We start from the raw sequence: 14122 nt of genomic DNA on the forward strand, positions 1-14122 counted from the left end.
TTATGGGCGATGAACAGCTTAAATCATCGTCCCAGAAAATGTCTCGGCTTCAAAACGCCGCACCAAGTATTTATGAAGCAGTTACAATCGCATCAACATGTGGTTGCACTTCGAAATTGAATCCGCCTAAGGTATTAAGCTTACGTATTAAGCTTAGTTGTTAAGCTAAGTTATAAAATTGATTATTAATCTAAATTGAATACCATAGTTCGGCGGGATCTGGATGTAAAAAAGCCCGTTGACGAATCAACGGGCTTTTGAATGCTCTGGTGCCCACGGAGGGACTCGAACCCCCACACCTTGCGGCACATGGACCTGAACCATGCGCGTCTACCAATTCCGCCACGTGGGCAACGGGAAGGCATGATTATAGAGGAATTAGACTTGCTTTGGTGGATTTTTTTGAACTTTTCGGGATTTAATTTTTGAGGGCGTTCAGTGGGGCTTGTGGTATCTATATGTAAAAAAGCCCGTTGACGAATCAACGGGCTTTTGAATGCTTTGGTGCCCACGGAGGGACTCGAACCCCCACACCTTGCGGCACATGGACCTGAACCATGCGCGTCTACCAATTCCGCCACGTGGGCAACGGAAGCCAGCATTATAGAGTGTTTGCTTGTCATGTCAAGACTAAGCGAGTCGGATGTTGAAGAATTGTTAGGCATTTGACGTTTGCTCCGGTAAACTAGGAAGATGTCTTGTATAGTCAGAACGTGAAATAACTTTTAAAGAAATTAACATCATTTGAATAAGCATTTATACCCAATTCCCAGCCGTGAAGAAATTCTGGGCGTCCTTCGTACGAATAAGGTCAAACTGACCGCAACTGATATTGCGGAAAAGTTAGACGTGAAACCCGAGGAGTTTGATGGCATGACGCGAAGATTGAACGCAATGGAACGAGACGGTCAGATTAAGCCAGATCGCACAGGTAACTATAGTCTTGCAAATCAAGAAAATTTTATCTCAGGGAAAATCAATAGCCATCGTGATGGCTATGGTTTTTTAATCCCGGATGATGGTAGTAATGATTTATATCTGCCTGAACGAGAAATGCAAAAAGTATTGCATGGTGATCGGGTAACAGCGCGAGTTGTGGGGACGGATCGCAGAGGTCGCCTCGAGGGTAGCATTATAGAGATCCTTGAACGTGCCAATACGCATGTAATCGGTCGTCTATTGAATGAAAATGGTGTTTGGGTTATCGCCCCTGAAGATAATCGCTTTAGTCAGGATATATTGTTGGCAGGTTCGCCCGGCAAGGCTAAAGCAGGTCAGGTAGTGAGTGTGGAGTTAACTGAACAACCGACTCGCTACGCGCAAGCCGTTGGTAAGATCGTTGAAATTTTGGGTGACATTGATGATCCCGGAATGGAAATTGAAATCGCTGTCCGTAAATTTGGCGTGCCACACGAATTTTCTGAGGCGGCCAAGAAAGCAGCGGCAAAGCTGCCGTCAGAGATCAGGCCTAAAGACCTCGAGGACAGAGTTGATTTGCGTGACATTCCTTTGGTGACGATTGATGGCGAAGACGCCAGGGATTTTGATGATGCCGTTTATTGCGAGCCTGTAAAAATCGGACGCTCTAAAGGGTACCGCTTGTTAGTCGCAATTGCCGATGTTAGTCACTACGTGATGCCAAATGATGCGCTGGATGAAGACGCATTATTACGAAGTACATCAGTGTATTTTCCGCGTAGAGTTATTCCGATGTTGCCGGAAAAGCTCTCGAATGGGCTTTGTTCCTTAAATCCGGACGTTGATCGCTTAACGCTGGTGTGCGATATGGTGATCACTCAAGAAGGTGAGATCAACGCATATCAGTTTTATCCAGCAGTCATTCATTCGGCCGCGCGTTTTACTTACACTGAAGTAGCCGCAATTCTGGGTAATACAAAAGGACCTGAGGCAGCTAAGCGTATTACGTTGGTGCACCATTTAGGTCACTTATATGAAGTGTTTCAGGCATTGTTAAAAGCCCGCCATGTGCGCGGGGCAATCGACTTTGAAACGACCGAGACCTATATTGTTTGTAACGCTGCAGGAAAAATTGAAAAGATTATTCCTCGCACTCGGAACGATGCGCATAAGCTGATTGAAGAATGTATGCTTGCTGCCAATGTATGTGCCGCGAATTTATTGGAAACGTATAAGCATCCTGGCACTTATCGTATTCATGCGGGACCGACAAAAGAAAAACTAACGCAAGTTCGAAATTTTTTAAAGCAAGTCGGTTTATTTTTAGGTGGCGGCGATAAACCATCGGCCTCAGATTATGCTGCTTTGATGGAAAAAATAAAAGGGCGTCCGGATTCTCCTTTGCTGCAAACAATGTTGCTTCGCTCGATGCAGCAGGCGGTCTATAGTCCAGATAATATTGGCCATTTTGGTTTGTCCTATGAGGCTTATGCGCACTTTACAAGCCCGATCCGGCGTTATCCAGATTTGCTCACGCACAGGGCGATCAAAGCTATTTTGAACGGCAAAGTGTATGAGCCTAAAGGAATTGATTTAAGCTTACTCAACACGACTATTTCTAATTCTGCACGTAAGCAGTTGATTGCTGACAAAGCCGCTGGGAAAAAGAAAGTTGAGAAAGACCCGACCATTTGGGATGCATTGGGAACACATTGTTCCGCCAACGAACGCCGTGCAGACGAGGCTTCACGCGACGTTGAGGCCTGGCTGAAATGTTATTTCATCAAAAATAAATTGGGCGAAGAGTTTATCGGTACGATTTCCGGTGTGACGCAATTTGGTATTTTTGTACAGTTGGACGATATTTATATTGAAGGTTTAGTGCACATTACTGATCTTGGTGCTGATTACTTCCAATTTGATGAAGCCAGACACGAGCTGCGCGGCGAACGCACTGGAAAAAGGTATCAATTGACTGATAAGGTGAAGGTGCAGGTAACTCGGGTTGATTTGGATGCGCGCAAAATTGATCTCAGCATTGTTCAACCTGGTGGTGCCATTGCCCCATGGAGTAGTGGTTCTGAGAAGGGGAAAAAACAAACGCCGGCGACACCTATCAATAAAAGTGCGAAAGCGGTAAGAATTGCCTCTAAACCATCTGTTGGAGGTAAAAAAAACGTCGTGGCGGAAAGACCTGACGCTTATAAGAGCGCTGCATCTGAGGGTAGAGTCGCTGGATCAAAGCAAAAAGGGGCAATCGGTGGTAAGAGGACTCCATCTGCTGGTTCGAAGATTGCCGGTAAATCTGCAAAAAAAAGACGCTAGTTCGCAATGTGTCAAAATTGAATTAGGTTTGAATGAAGTTAAGTCTGAGTTAAGTAAATAAAGAGTAATATGAAAAGTAAAATGATTTTTGGGTTCCATGCGGTAACTTCACGCATTCGTCATGAAGCGTCGTCAGTGGAAGAAATATACGTTGATTCTGAACGTAACGATCGTCGTATGCAGGATTTGTTAGCCACGGCAAAAGCTGCCGGTGTCCGCATTATTCACGCTGATGATCAGCGCTTGTCGAATATTGTTGGTACAAGACGCCATCAGGGCGTCGTAGCGAAAGCCGGGGAATTATCACTGGCGCGTAATCTCGATGAGTTGCTAGATGCGATCGAGGGACCGCCATTGCTGTTGGTGTTGGATGGTATTACTGATCCGCATAATCTCGGTGCATGCCTTCGTGTTGCAGATGGTGTCGGTGCACATGCTGTGATCGCCCCTAAAGACCGCGCAGTGGGCTTGAATGCGACTGCCGCAAAGGTGGCAAGTGGCGCGGCAGAAACGGTGCCATACATTACGGTAACCAATCTGGCGCGGACTTTGCGTGAACTGAAAGAACGCGACATTTTACTCGTAGGTACGTCTGATGACGTCGACAGTAAAACCATTTACGATGTCGATTTCACTGGTGGTTGCGCAATCGTAATGGGCTCCGAAGGAGAAGGAATGCGTCGTTTGACGCGTGAAACGTGTGATGTTCTGGTGAGTGTGCCCATGTACGGGACAGTCGAAAGTTTAAATGTCTCAGTAGCTTCCGGTGTTTGCTTGTATGAGGCGCGTCGACAGCGTTTGGGTAAAACAGTCTAAGGTAGTTTATTCGATATACCTAAAGGATTAAAAGTGCGCTTCGGCGCATTTTTTTTAAATAAGCTACTATCTCGCTGTACCTATTTTCCCATTGCTATCAACATGTTTAGTCGTTTTCGCGAAGATATCGCTAGTATTATTGCAAAAGATCCTGCTGCCCGTAATCCGTGGGAAGTTATTACGTGTTATCCAGGTTTTCAGGCAATCGTCATGCATAGTTGGGCAAAATGGTGCTGGGTGCGCGGTTTTAAGTGGCTCGGACGATTTATTTCTCACATTGCGCGAGTGTTGACTGGTATTGAAATTCACCCTGGCTCTACCATTGGGCGCAGAGTGTTTATTGATCATGGTTTTGGTGTTGTTATAGGTGAGACTGCTGAAATCGGAGACGATTGTACAATTTATCAAGGCGTGACATTGGGCGGTACTTCCTTGTCTCGTGGTTCTAAACGCCACCCAACTTTAGAACAGGGTGTGATCGTCGGCGCAGGTGCCAAAGTGCTCGGCAGCTTTACCGTTGGCGCCGGCGCAAAAATTGGTTCCAATTCTGTTGTCGTAAAACCAGTCCCTGCAGGTGCGACGGCAGTAGGAAATCCAGCGCACATTATAAAGAAGGAAGCTACTTCGAACGAAGCGGCAAGTTCACAGCTTTTCGCAGCTTACGGGGTAACCCCGAATAGCGACGACCCGGTTTCTAAGGTCTTACATAAATTGATTGACCATGCTGTTTCGCAGCAAGAGCAAATTGAAAAGCTCTCGGCGGCAATTGCCATTGCGGGCATCGTTTGTGATGTCCAAATCGAAAAAGATAAATTCAATTCAGAGCAAATTAATAGTCTGGTTGATTAATCTGGGGTGTTTTGGGAAGCGACAAATGTATTCAAACAGTGGCGAATCGCCTCGGGTAGCTCACTTGCATTGAGGCCAATTGGACCAATCCCGTGTTTTACGAGCTCATCTGCTGCTGCGCCATGTGCCCACGTAGCCAATTGGGCACAGTCAAACGTCGATAAACCTTGTGCGATTAATGACCCACATAAACCTGCCAGTACATCACCTGTACCGCCCGTCGCCAAACCCGGATTCCCTGTTTTATTAATCCGCAAGTCACCCACTTGGTTGCAGATGATGCTCCCCGATCCTTTTAGTATAACCACCGAGTTGAACTTTTTTGCTAACGTCGATGCTGCAATAAGGCGGTCAGATTGAATTTGCCGGGTCGTCTGATTCAAGAGTCGTGCGGCTTCTAACGGATGGGGTGTCAAAACGCTTGCTGAAGTCCTGCTGATTAAGTTTGTTTGTAAGTCTTTATCTTCGGCAATCAGATTTAATGCGTCTGCATCAATGACCAAAGTGGCATCTGAGAGTAACGCCATGTTTAAAATATGCTTTGCTCGCTCGGAGTTGCCTATTCCTGGCCCAATAACGACAATCGCTTTGTCTAATTCAGTATCGGCTTGATCCATGTACATGATTTCTGGATGGTGTGGATCATAGCTGATGGACTGATCTGGCAGCCATAAAATAACCTTGCCAGCACCCGCAAATAGGGCGCTTCGAGCAGCTAGTACCCCCGCACCAATCATTCCTTTGGCGCCACCAATGACTACTACATTGCCAAAGCTACCTTTATTGCTATTTTGTTTGCGTGGCGCCAAGCAGAAATTAAACGAAGGCGCATGATTTAATAACGCCAGTGGTGCAGGTCGGTTTGTTGTTGGCGTATCAAGATCGCAAACGACGATATTTCCAGCGAAGTCTTTTCCGTCTGCCGTATACAATCCAGGCTTATTTGCGAGAAATGTTATCGTCGTATGTGCGCATATTGCGATGCCCTCTTCATTGTCATTGGAAATGACAACACCGGTATCGGGGTTCAACCCGCTAGGAACGTCAATTGATAGGATTCTGACCTGCATGCGTCGTGAATAATCATTGACACAATGAATAAGCTCCTTGATGGACCCGGCAATCGGGCGCGTTAAGCCGATCCCAAATAAGCCGTCGATGACTAACGAATACTGTACTTTGAGTATGATTTTGATGTCGTCGGCATTCTTGAATATGACTTTTCGTGCTAATGCTTTTTCAAATTGTTTCTTTCCTTGCGGAGAATAATTATCCGTGTCGGCGCAAAGTACGACGATGACCTTGTAACCATTTTTCGCCAGGTCGGCAGCCGCACCACATGCATCGCCGCCATTATTTCCTGGGCCAGCCAGAACTAAAATAGGATGTGAGCTGCTATTGATTAATTGTCTCGCCTGATTTGCGGTTGCTTTTCCTGCCTTCTTCATCAAATTGATGTGAGGATAGTCGATGGTATACTTTTGTTCTATCTCGCGAATTGCGTCTGAACTCAGGAGTTCTAAATCGGCAAATTTGATGACGTTCATCATTATTGAAAAGGTTGAGTTAATTTGGGAATGACGTGTTGAGGAACTTTGTTCATCGTCTGCATGGCATCAATTGCCTGTTGAAATAAATGTTCAATCGGTAGCGCTAAATACGGCAGGATCATCCCTAAAATTAAAAATCCAACGCTAATAGTAATCGTAAAACCGATCCCAAATACGTTTAATTGTGGTGCTGCGCGGGTTAGTATTCCGAGAGCGACGTTGGTTAACAAAAGTGCGGCGATGAGCGGTATCGAAAGTTTGAGACCAGATATAAAAATTTGTTCTCCCCAAATGCTTAATCGATGAAAATCAAAGCCACTTTGAAGCGTGGTCGTAATTGGAATTGTTTTAAAACTATTCATCAAAGCGATGAGCATTGCATGATGAATATTTAAAGAAAAGAACAGCACAGTTGCAATTAGTACTAAAAATTGCGAAAGGGCGGACGTATTTCCTCTTGTTTGTGGATCAAAAAACGAGGCAAATCCAAGTCCCATTGTCATGCCTACCATCGTTCCAGCGAGTTCTATGGCTGCAAACGCCAATCGCATAATAAATCCTATGCCAAGGCCGATGATGAACTGTTGGGTGAGGATGAGGATTCCAGTGAGTGAAAGTGCATCAGCATCTGGTATGGCAGGGATGCTGGGAGCGACAATCAGTGCAATCACTACTCCAAAGGCAATTTTAATTCGAGCGGGAACGCTACTGTTTCCTAGCGGAGGTGCAACTGCAATGAGACCTAAGATTCTTGTAAGTGGCCACACAAATGCCATGATGAGCGCGATCAGCTCTCTGCTCGTGAAAGAAACCATGGATTTATGCCTTTGAGCTAACTAGCCATGGTGGCGATACTCGTAAACATTTGTCGCATGTAATCGGTTAAGACGCCTAGCATCCACGGTCCGGCAATGATCAAGGTCGTAAAAATGCCGACTAATTTAGGAATAAAAGACAAGGTGGTTTCATTAATTTGTGTTGCTGCCTGAAAAATACTCACAAGTAAACCTATCACCAGCGAAACAAGTAATAAAGGTGCGGCCAGCATTAGCGTTACTTCGATCGCTTGTCGTCCTAAGGTCATCACGTATTCGGGAGCCATATTTACCTCAATAAAAACTTTGGGCTAATGAGCCTATGATTAATTGCCATCCATCCACTAACACGAATAGCATCAATTTAAATGGCAGGGAAACGATCGACGGTGACACCATCATCATACCCATGGACATCAAAACGCTCGCAACCACCATATCAATAATCAAGAAGGGAATAAAAATCGCAAAACTGATTTGAAAGGCTGTTTTTAACTCACTAGTGATAAACGCTGGGATCAAGACGCGAAAAGTGACATCTTCAGGTCCTTGCAATTTAGGCGAATTTGACATTTTTACGTACAGCGCCAGATCGGATTGCCGGGTCTGTTTCATCATGAATTGCTTAAGTGGTGCGCCACCTTTTTCAAGTGCATCGATCATTGTGATCTTGTTTTCAGAAAATGGTACGTAGGCATCCGTATAAATTTTGTCAAAGACAGGCCCCATCACGAATAAAGTCAAAAAGAGAGCAAGGCCAACCATGACTTGGTTTGGTGGTGATGACTGTGTTCCTAATGCTTGCCGAAGCATGGATAGCACGATGATGATGCGTGTAAAACTTGTCATCATCAGCAAAACAGACGGTAAAAAACTGATGGCAGTCAGAAACAGCAGCGTTTGAATACTCAACGAGTAATTTTGGCCACCGCCAGCTGCTGGCGTTGACGTGATCGCTTGTAAGCCGCCAGTTGTTTCTGCAAAGGCAAAAGCAGGCAGGCATAAGCCGATAAGACAGATCAGTTGAAAAAGTAAATGGGGCGAAGGGCGCAGGGTTTTCATGCAACACTTATTTTTATTCATTAGGCGCATCGCTGCGCTTTTCAATTGTTCTTTTTAACCAATCCTGAAACACGCCAGAGCTTTGAGTATTTGGCACTGCAGGGACATCTTTTTTTGGCATGCTAGCTAATTGGTTGATATTGTTTGCAGTAACACCAAGCACCAGCCATTGGTCGTCAACTTCAACAACGACAATTCGTTCTCGATTGCCGACACTAATGCCACCGACAATCTTTAAAGAAAGTTTGTTGCCCGTTGTGATTGGCCCTAAACGTTTTAGTAGCCAAGCTGCACCGAACATCAGCAATAAAATAAACCCTAATGCTGCGGTGATTTGGACAAAGCCCACGGTTGGGCTAATTGCCGTAGTATCTGCGGCAATCGCGTATTGAGAAGATAAAGTCAGCAATAAAATTGCACACAGCCTTGTTGGATTCATCATCATTTATTCAGTTTGCGAATCCGTTCTGCAGGCGTCACTATATCGGTTAAACGAATGCCGAATTTATCATTGACCACAACGACCTCACCCTGAGCGATGAGACAGCCATTGACTAAAACGTCCATCGGTTCGCCCGCCATACCGTCAAGTTCAACCACGGATCCTTGTGCTAGTTGCAGCAAATTTTTGATCGCTATCTTGGTTCTGCCAAGCTCAACGGTGAGCTGAACAGGGATATCGAGAATAAAGTCGATATCATTGTGTGTTTCGGTAGATGAAGCCTTAGAGCTGAAATCGTTAAAAATTGCAGCGCTAACGGTAGGTTCACTTTTTTCACTAGCGGCTGCTTCGGCTTTTTCCTGCTCCGCAATTGCCGCGCCCCAATCATCTTCACTAATTGGGGTATCTGCGTTTTCATCCATGATTTTCTCCTTGTGCTACTTCTTGTACGCTGGAATTAAGTAATTTTTCCACGCGCAGCGCATATTGTCCGTTAAAAACGCCGTATTTACATTCCATAATCGGTGTGCCGTCAACCTTGGCCGAGACAATGTCGGGAACGTGAAGGGGAATGATGTCGCCTGTCTTCATATTCAGTATATCTTCTAAGGTGACTTTGGTTGTGCCGAGGTCTGCGACTATTTCAACTTCGGCGATTTGAATCTGTTGGGTCATGAGTCTAACCCAACGCTTGTCTACCTCTAATGTCTCACCTTGCAAACTGCTGGTCAGCACGTCACGAATCGGTTCGATGGTGGAATATGGCATGCAAAAGTGCATTTCGCCACTCACTGGCCCGAGCTCGATGGTAAAGGTGGTTGATACGACCACCTCGTTAGGCGTTGCGATGTTCGCAAACTGCGTATTCATTTCCGAGCGAATGTATTCAAACTCGATGGGGTACACCGGTTCCCAGGATTTTGAATAAGTTTCAAAAATGATTTCAAGGATGCGATGGATAATCCTTTGTTCCGTTTGTGTAAAGTCACGACCCTCAACGCGTGTGTGAAAACGACCGTCGCCGCCAAACAAGTTATCTACCAAGAGAAATACAAGGCCCGGATCAAGCACGATGAGGGAAGTACCTCGCAATGGTTTCATATGAACCAAGTTGAGATTCGTTGGAACTACCAGATTGCGAATGAATTCACTGTATTTTGAAACACGTACGGTACCGACAGAAACTTCGGCGCTGCGTCGCAAGAAATTAAATAGACCAATACGCAACAAGCGTGCAAATCTTTCATTAATGATTTCCAACGTCGGCATACGCCCACGAACAATCCTCTCTTGTGTAGCGAGGTTGTACGTTCGCACTCCAGACGTATCCTCCTGAGACTGAGAATCGTCCTGGTCTCCCGTTACGCCTTTGAGAAGGGCATCGACTTCTTCTTGGGAGAGGAAATTATCTGACATGGGTTTACTGAACTACAAAAGAAGTGAAGTAAACAGCGTTAACCTTTTGCGGCTCACCCTTTGCTGCAAATGGTTGGCTCACTTTTTCTACGATCTCTTGTACTAACTTTTCTTTGCCATCAACAGAAATGATCTCGTTCGCATCTTTACTTGACAGTAACAACAATAGACGACTACGAACTTGAGGCATGTTTGCCTTAATTAAGCCAGCTTGTTCTTCGCCTTCAACCTCAAGAGTCATTGTTATTTGCAGATATTTATCGCCCGCATCGGATTGCAGGTTGACGGTAAACGGCTCTAAGGGCAAGAACGCTGCCACTTTCGGTGGTTCCGCTTTTTGTTCTTTTTCTTTGTTCGCAGAATGTTTTTTTGATAGGAAAAATGCTGCTCCTCCACCAATACCACCCAGTAAGAGTACCGCTACGGCAATGATGATGATCAGTTTTTTCTTTGATTTTCCAGCTGGGGCTGCTTCGCCGTGCGCTGGAGCTGCTTTCGCAGGTGCTTTCGCCATTTTTATCCTCTCGACGTGCTATGTTTGCCACGGTTTTCCATATTATCTACGAAAGAAGGCCGTTTATAACTGGGGAAAAGAAGGGTAAATCTTCTTTAATTCAGACTGGTGATGACATGCTCTGATCGAGCTCTGTAGCGTCCCTGTCCAAAAAATTCCTGGTTACCTACTTTCTACTCTCATTCTACATGGTTGAGTGGAAATTTTTCCAGTCTGACATCTACGCAAAGGTATCAACTTCACCAATTCTTGATGTAAATACTCTTGTTGGCGTTGTTGTAGATGAAGAAAGTTGCTCGATTTGCGTATTTTTTGTACCGGACCCACTTGTTTGTGCGAAGTCTTGCGACGCTGGACGATAGCCGTTTCCTGGTTGACCTTGATTTGAGGCCTGGGTATTGACGGTAAAACCCGATAGCTGGATTCCGGCGTCGCTCATCATTTGACGTAATTTGTGCATCGAGGATTCCAGTGCTTCTCTGACCTCTGGTTGGGCGCACATAAATGACGCGCTCGCATGTTCATTGCTTACTTTTAAGACGATTTGAAGCGGACCGAGATCTGGCGGGTTTAAGCTTAGCTCAGCTGAGTGTATGCTTTCTCCAACCATCCAGAGCACTTTTTGACCAACTGCTTTATCCCACCCCGTGCTGCCAACATTCTGGGGGATCTGCATGTTCGCTGTGGTGCCAGTTGCCTGAACCATTTGCGCTAAATTTGTTAATTGTGCTGTTGCTTGCGGCGTAATTGCGACGGGGAGTTTGTCAGCTTTATTTTGAGCGATCGCGGTAAGTGCTCCCTCAATTTTTGCTAAATTTACATCATTTTTACCTTTGCTTGAAATATCTTGTGTTGAGACATTATTTAAAGGTTCGGTACCAGAACTTTTAGCCGCAGTTTCTGGTTCTACCGCATCTGACAAAGTCTTTGCAAACAATGCTGAACTTTGGTTTTTAGTCGGATCACTTTCTGCTACGGTAGGACCGTTTGCTGCTTCTGAGGGAGGCGCGGTAATTTTTGCGTTATTCGGCTGTGCTAACGCCTGCTGAGCAGCAATATTTTGTGTGGCTGTGCTAAATACGTCGGTGTTTGTGACCTGACTTATTTCAGTTGCTCCTGACGCAATATTTGCGTCATTGGTCGCATTGGGGTCTTTTGCCATCGCATTAATTAGCGAAATCAGGGGGTTAGTATCCTCTGTCGGCGAATTGTTTTTATTTTTGTCTGAATTCTTATCTGAATTTTTGTTCGTGCTTTTAGCCGTGGTCGATGGGTTTGACGTGACGCCAGTGCTCGCGGTGTTGGAAGCCGTCGAATCAGATTTTTCAGTATCAGTTGGCTTACTGGCGCTCGATGAGTCAGAAGATTTCGCCGGCTTTGGCGAATTGGTCGTTTGAGTTGAACTCATTTCCCTACTGAAGTGGGCATTAAATGAATTTTCATCCGTGGTCACCGGATTGCTTTTTGGTGCAGCGCTTGCACCGTTTTGATTGATCATTACACTTGCAATGTTCGCCGTTTTCATATTAATTGCCGCTTATATCTGTAGATAGTTATGACTTGTAGAAATACGTACGTGCTGCAAAATCATCGGTTTGTTTTTGATCGCGCTTCACTTCTTTTTGCTGCAGAATAGATTTCGCTCGTTGATCCAAAGTATTGTACGAAAGGCGTTTTTTCTCACTTGCCTGCCATGCATTTTTTGCAAATTCAACACGCTTTTCAGCTTCTTTTACCACTAGCTTCTGACCATCAACAGCGCTATCAAGCTTGCCCAGAAATGCCATGAAATTCCCATACTGACTTGCACTAATGCCTTTCGCTGCGTTCTCGCGAAAACGTAAATCGTAATCATCACGATATTGAATTAGCAAATTTAATTTTGCGATCGTTTCTTCATGATAGCGAATTGCTTTGCCTAATTTTTTCGCTGCGTCATCGGTATCTTTTTCAGCGATTTCTATCAGAGTATCAATGGGTGACTTGGTGGCCATGTGGTTCTAAGTGAAGTATAGGTGATTCTTTGTTTTTCTATCCTTGGAATAGAGCACGAAGTCCATCCATACTCTCGCTTATACTGACTTTTTGTAAGATGTCCTGTTGCAAGTACGCGGCAATACGTGGCTGTAAGCGAATTGCTTCGTCGAGCAAGGGGTCAGATCCAGGTGCGTAGGCACCGACACTGATCAAGTCTCTGCTGCGCTCATAGCGTGAATATAGTTGTTTGAGCTTTCTCGATAGTTGTTGATGTTCTGGCGTAGTGATGCTGTGCATCGCCCGACTAATTGATTGTTCAATGTCAATTGCTGGATAATGGCCACTCTCTGCCAGTGTGCGGTCAAGGACAATATGTCCGTCCAGAATAGCGCGTGCAGAATCTGCAATCGGATCCTGCTGATCATCGCCTTCCGTCAGCACTGTATAAAAAGCGGTAATTGAACCGCCACCTTCTTTGCCATTGCCCGCACGCTCAACCAAGATTGGTAATTTAGCAAAAACAGAGGGCGGATAACCTTTGGTGGCGGGCGGTTCGCCGATGGCAAGGGCAATTTCCCGCTGCGCCATCGCATACCTTGTCAGTGAATCCATAATGAGCAAAACACTATGACCCTGGTCGCGGAAATATTCTGCGATGGTGGTCGCATAGGCCGCGCCTTGAAGTCGCATAAGCGGAGGCGCATCAGCAGGAGCGGCGACGACGACTGAGCGCGCCAAACCTTCCTTGCCTAGAATTTGCTCAATAAATTCTTTGACCTCGCGACCCCGCTCGCCGATCAATCCGACCACAATAATGTCTGCGGTTGTGTACCTGGCCATCATACCCAGAAGTACACTTTTACCCACGCCGGAACCTGCGAATAAGCCAAGTCGTTGGCCTCGCCCAACGCTGAGCATGCTGTTAATTGCACGGACACCAACATCAAGCGTATCGACAATGGGGGCGCGCTCGAGTGGGTTGTAGATTCGGGCGCTTAATGACGCCGATTCTGTCGTATTGAGCGGCCCCAATGTGTCAAGTGCTCGACCGTTACCATCTAAAACGCGGCCAAGCAATTGGTAGCCAACTGGGAGCTTTCGACTTCGATCTGTACTGCGCTTATTCTTATTGCCCGATTGATGGACCTGTACCGCCGGAAATACTGCAGCGCCAGGGGTGACGCCCTCTAAATCGCTGTGAGGCATTAAAAACAAGCGGTCGCCATCAAAACCAACCACCTCGGCATCGACTGTCGCCCCTGTAGTGAGATGGATAGTACAGGCACTGCCGACGGGGAGCCTCAGACCAACTGCCTCCATAACTAAACCAGTTACTTTCGTAACTCTGCCGGCAACGGAGGCTTCTCCTGCTTGATCAGCAAGTACTTTGCTGTCAATAAGTAAGCTTTTCCAGTGGCTGGTAATCGTAGATTCCATG

Annotated in this window: 14 protein-coding genes, 2 tRNA genes and 1 pseudogene; 4 read left to right on the top strand and 13 right to left on the bottom strand. The window is 45.8% G+C overall.

Annotation, left to right across the window (positions count from 1 at the left end):
- Positions 1-120: pseudogene (locus ACO0K1_RS11645) on the top strand (IS30 family transposase); the annotation flags it as partial.
- Positions 121-267: 147 nt separating this feature from the next.
- Here the strand turns inward: ACO0K1_RS11645 and ACO0K1_RS11650 are convergent.
- Together ACO0K1_RS11650 and ACO0K1_RS11655 are read right to left on the bottom strand one after the other, a co-directional pair.
- Positions 268-352 (bottom strand) — tRNA-Leu (locus ACO0K1_RS11650).
- A gap of 150 nt (positions 353-502) precedes the next feature.
- A tRNA-Leu gene (locus tag ACO0K1_RS11655) sits at positions 503-587 on the bottom strand.
- Between the two features lie 157 nt (positions 588-744).
- On the opposite strand from ACO0K1_RS11655, the gene rnr reads away from it, so the two are divergent.
- The 3 genes from rnr to cysE all read left to right on the top strand — a co-directional run bounded on the left by rnr (position 745) and on the right by cysE (position 4908).
- On the top strand, positions 745-3243 hold the full coding sequence (gene rnr / locus ACO0K1_RS11660) for a ribonuclease R (RefSeq protein WP_423025848.1): 2499 nt from the start codon (positions 745-747) through the stop codon (positions 3241-3243).
- A gap of 69 nt (positions 3244-3312) precedes the next feature.
- Complete coding sequence (gene rlmB / locus ACO0K1_RS11665) at positions 3313-4059, top strand: 23S rRNA (guanosine(2251)-2'-O)-methyltransferase RlmB (protein ID WP_423025850.1); 747 nt, start codon at positions 3313-3315, stop codon at positions 4057-4059.
- A gap of 102 nt (positions 4060-4161) precedes the next feature.
- A complete protein-coding gene (gene cysE / locus ACO0K1_RS11670; RefSeq protein WP_423025852.1) occupies positions 4162-4908 on the top strand; it encodes a serine O-acetyltransferase in 747 nt (248 codons plus the stop codon).
- Here the strand turns inward: cysE and ACO0K1_RS11675 are convergent.
- The 11 genes from ACO0K1_RS11675 to fliI form a co-directional block, all read right to left on the bottom strand.
- Complete coding sequence (locus tag ACO0K1_RS11675; protein ID WP_423025854.1) at positions 4905-6458, bottom strand: NAD(P)H-hydrate dehydratase; 1554 nt, start codon at positions 6456-6458, stop codon at positions 4905-4907. The two genes, cysE and ACO0K1_RS11675, sit on opposite strands and share 4 nt — an antisense overlap.
- The gene (gene fliR / locus ACO0K1_RS11680) at positions 6458-7234 is read right to left on the bottom strand and encodes a flagellar biosynthetic protein FliR (protein WP_423025856.1); all 777 of its coding nucleotides are present in this window, start codon (positions 7232-7234) and stop codon (positions 6458-6460) included. Before fliR ends, ACO0K1_RS11675 begins: the two co-directional genes overlap by 1 nt.
- A 56-nt stretch (positions 7235-7290) precedes the next feature.
- Positions 7291-7560 carry a flagellar biosynthesis protein FliQ gene (fliQ, locus tag ACO0K1_RS11685; protein ID WP_423025858.1) on the bottom strand — a complete coding sequence of 90 codons (270 nt, stop codon included), beginning with the start codon at positions 7558-7560 and terminating at the stop codon, positions 7291-7293.
- 7 nt (positions 7561-7567) lie between these two features.
- Entirely contained in the window at positions 7568-8335 is a 768-nt protein-coding gene (fliP, locus tag ACO0K1_RS11690) for a flagellar type III secretion system pore protein FliP (RefSeq protein WP_423025860.1), read from the bottom strand.
- A gap of 13 nt (positions 8336-8348) precedes the next feature.
- Positions 8349-8780, bottom strand: a complete 432-nt coding sequence (gene fliO, locus ACO0K1_RS11695) for a flagellar biosynthetic protein FliO (protein WP_423025862.1) — start codon at positions 8778-8780, stop codon at positions 8349-8351.
- Positions 8777-9199, bottom strand: a complete 423-nt coding sequence (gene fliN / locus ACO0K1_RS11700; RefSeq protein ID WP_423025864.1) for a flagellar motor switch protein FliN — start codon at positions 9197-9199, stop codon at positions 8777-8779. Before fliN ends, fliO begins: the two co-directional genes overlap by 4 nt.
- The gene (fliM, locus tag ACO0K1_RS11705; RefSeq protein WP_423025866.1) at positions 9192-10193 is read right to left on the bottom strand and encodes a flagellar motor switch protein FliM; all 1002 of its coding nucleotides are present in this window, start codon (positions 10191-10193) and stop codon (positions 9192-9194) included. The genes fliN and fliM overlap by 8 nt, the downstream gene beginning before the upstream one ends.
- A 4-nt stretch (positions 10194-10197) precedes the next feature.
- Positions 10198-10707: a flagellar basal body-associated protein FliL gene (fliL, locus tag ACO0K1_RS11710; protein WP_423025868.1), complete on the bottom strand. Its 510-nt coding sequence runs from the start codon at positions 10705-10707 to the stop codon at positions 10198-10200.
- A gap of 220 nt (positions 10708-10927) precedes the next feature.
- Positions 10928-12232, bottom strand: a complete 1305-nt coding sequence (locus ACO0K1_RS11715; RefSeq protein ID WP_423025870.1) for a flagellar hook-length control protein FliK — start codon at positions 12230-12232, stop codon at positions 10928-10930.
- Between the two features lie 28 nt (positions 12233-12260).
- Positions 12261-12701, bottom strand: coding sequence for a flagellar export protein FliJ (gene fliJ, locus ACO0K1_RS11720; RefSeq protein WP_423025872.1), 441 nt, complete (start codon positions 12699-12701; stop codon positions 12261-12263).
- A gap of 37 nt (positions 12702-12738) precedes the next feature.
- Positions 12739-14121, bottom strand: a complete 1383-nt coding sequence (fliI, locus tag ACO0K1_RS11725; RefSeq protein ID WP_423025874.1) for a flagellar protein export ATPase FliI — start codon at positions 14119-14121, stop codon at positions 12739-12741.
- Between the last annotated feature and the right edge of the window lies 1 nt (position 14122).

Origin of the sequence: Undibacterium sp. SXout20W (genome assembly GCF_049340285.1) — a bacterium.
Taxonomy (GTDB): domain Bacteria; phylum Pseudomonadota; class Gammaproteobacteria; order Burkholderiales; family Burkholderiaceae_D; genus Undibacterium.

What these genes read in the sequence shown, in the direction of transcription:
- rlmB (WP_423025850.1), top strand. Translation starts at nt 3,313, where the DNA reads ATGAAAAGTAAAATGATTTTTGGGTTCCATGCGGTAACTTCACGCATT.
- cysE (WP_423025852.1), top strand. Translation starts at nt 4,162, where the DNA reads ATGTTTAGTCGTTTTCGCGAAGATATCGCTAGTATTATTGCAAAAGAT.
- ACO0K1_RS11675 (WP_423025854.1), bottom strand. Translation starts at nt 6,458, where the DNA reads ATGATGAACGTCATCAAATTTGCCGATTTAGAACTCCTGAGTTCAGAC.
- fliR (WP_423025856.1), bottom strand. Translation starts at nt 7,234, where the DNA reads ATGGCATTTGTGTGGCCACTTACAAGAATCTTAGGTCTCATTGCAGTT.
- fliQ (WP_423025858.1), bottom strand. Translation starts at nt 7,560, where the DNA reads ATGGCTCCCGAATACGTGATGACCTTAGGACGACAAGCGATCGAAGTA.
- fliP (WP_423025860.1), bottom strand. Translation starts at nt 8,335, where the DNA reads ATGAAAACCCTGCGCCCTTCGCCCCATTTACTTTTTCAACTGATCTGT.
- fliO (WP_423025862.1), bottom strand. Translation starts at nt 8,780, where the DNA reads ATGATGATGAATCCAACAAGGCTGTGTGCAATTTTATTGCTGACTTTA.
- fliN (WP_423025864.1), bottom strand. Translation starts at nt 9,199, where the DNA reads ATGGATGAAAACGCAGATACCCCAATTAGTGAAGATGATTGGGGCGCG.
- fliM (WP_423025866.1), bottom strand. Translation starts at nt 10,193, where the DNA reads ATGTCAGATAATTTCCTCTCCCAAGAAGAAGTCGATGCCCTTCTCAAA.
- fliL (WP_423025868.1), bottom strand. Translation starts at nt 10,707, where the DNA reads ATGGCGAAAGCACCTGCGAAAGCAGCTCCAGCGCACGGCGAAGCAGCC.
- ACO0K1_RS11715 (WP_423025870.1), bottom strand. Translation starts at nt 12,232, where the DNA reads ATGAAAACGGCGAACATTGCAAGTGTAATGATCAATCAAAACGGTGCA.
- fliJ (WP_423025872.1), bottom strand. Translation starts at nt 12,701, where the DNA reads ATGGCCACCAAGTCACCCATTGATACTCTGATAGAAATCGCTGAAAAA.
- fliI (WP_423025874.1), bottom strand. Translation starts at nt 14,121, where the DNA reads ATGGAATCTACGATTACCAGCCACTGGAAAAGCTTACTTATTGACAGC.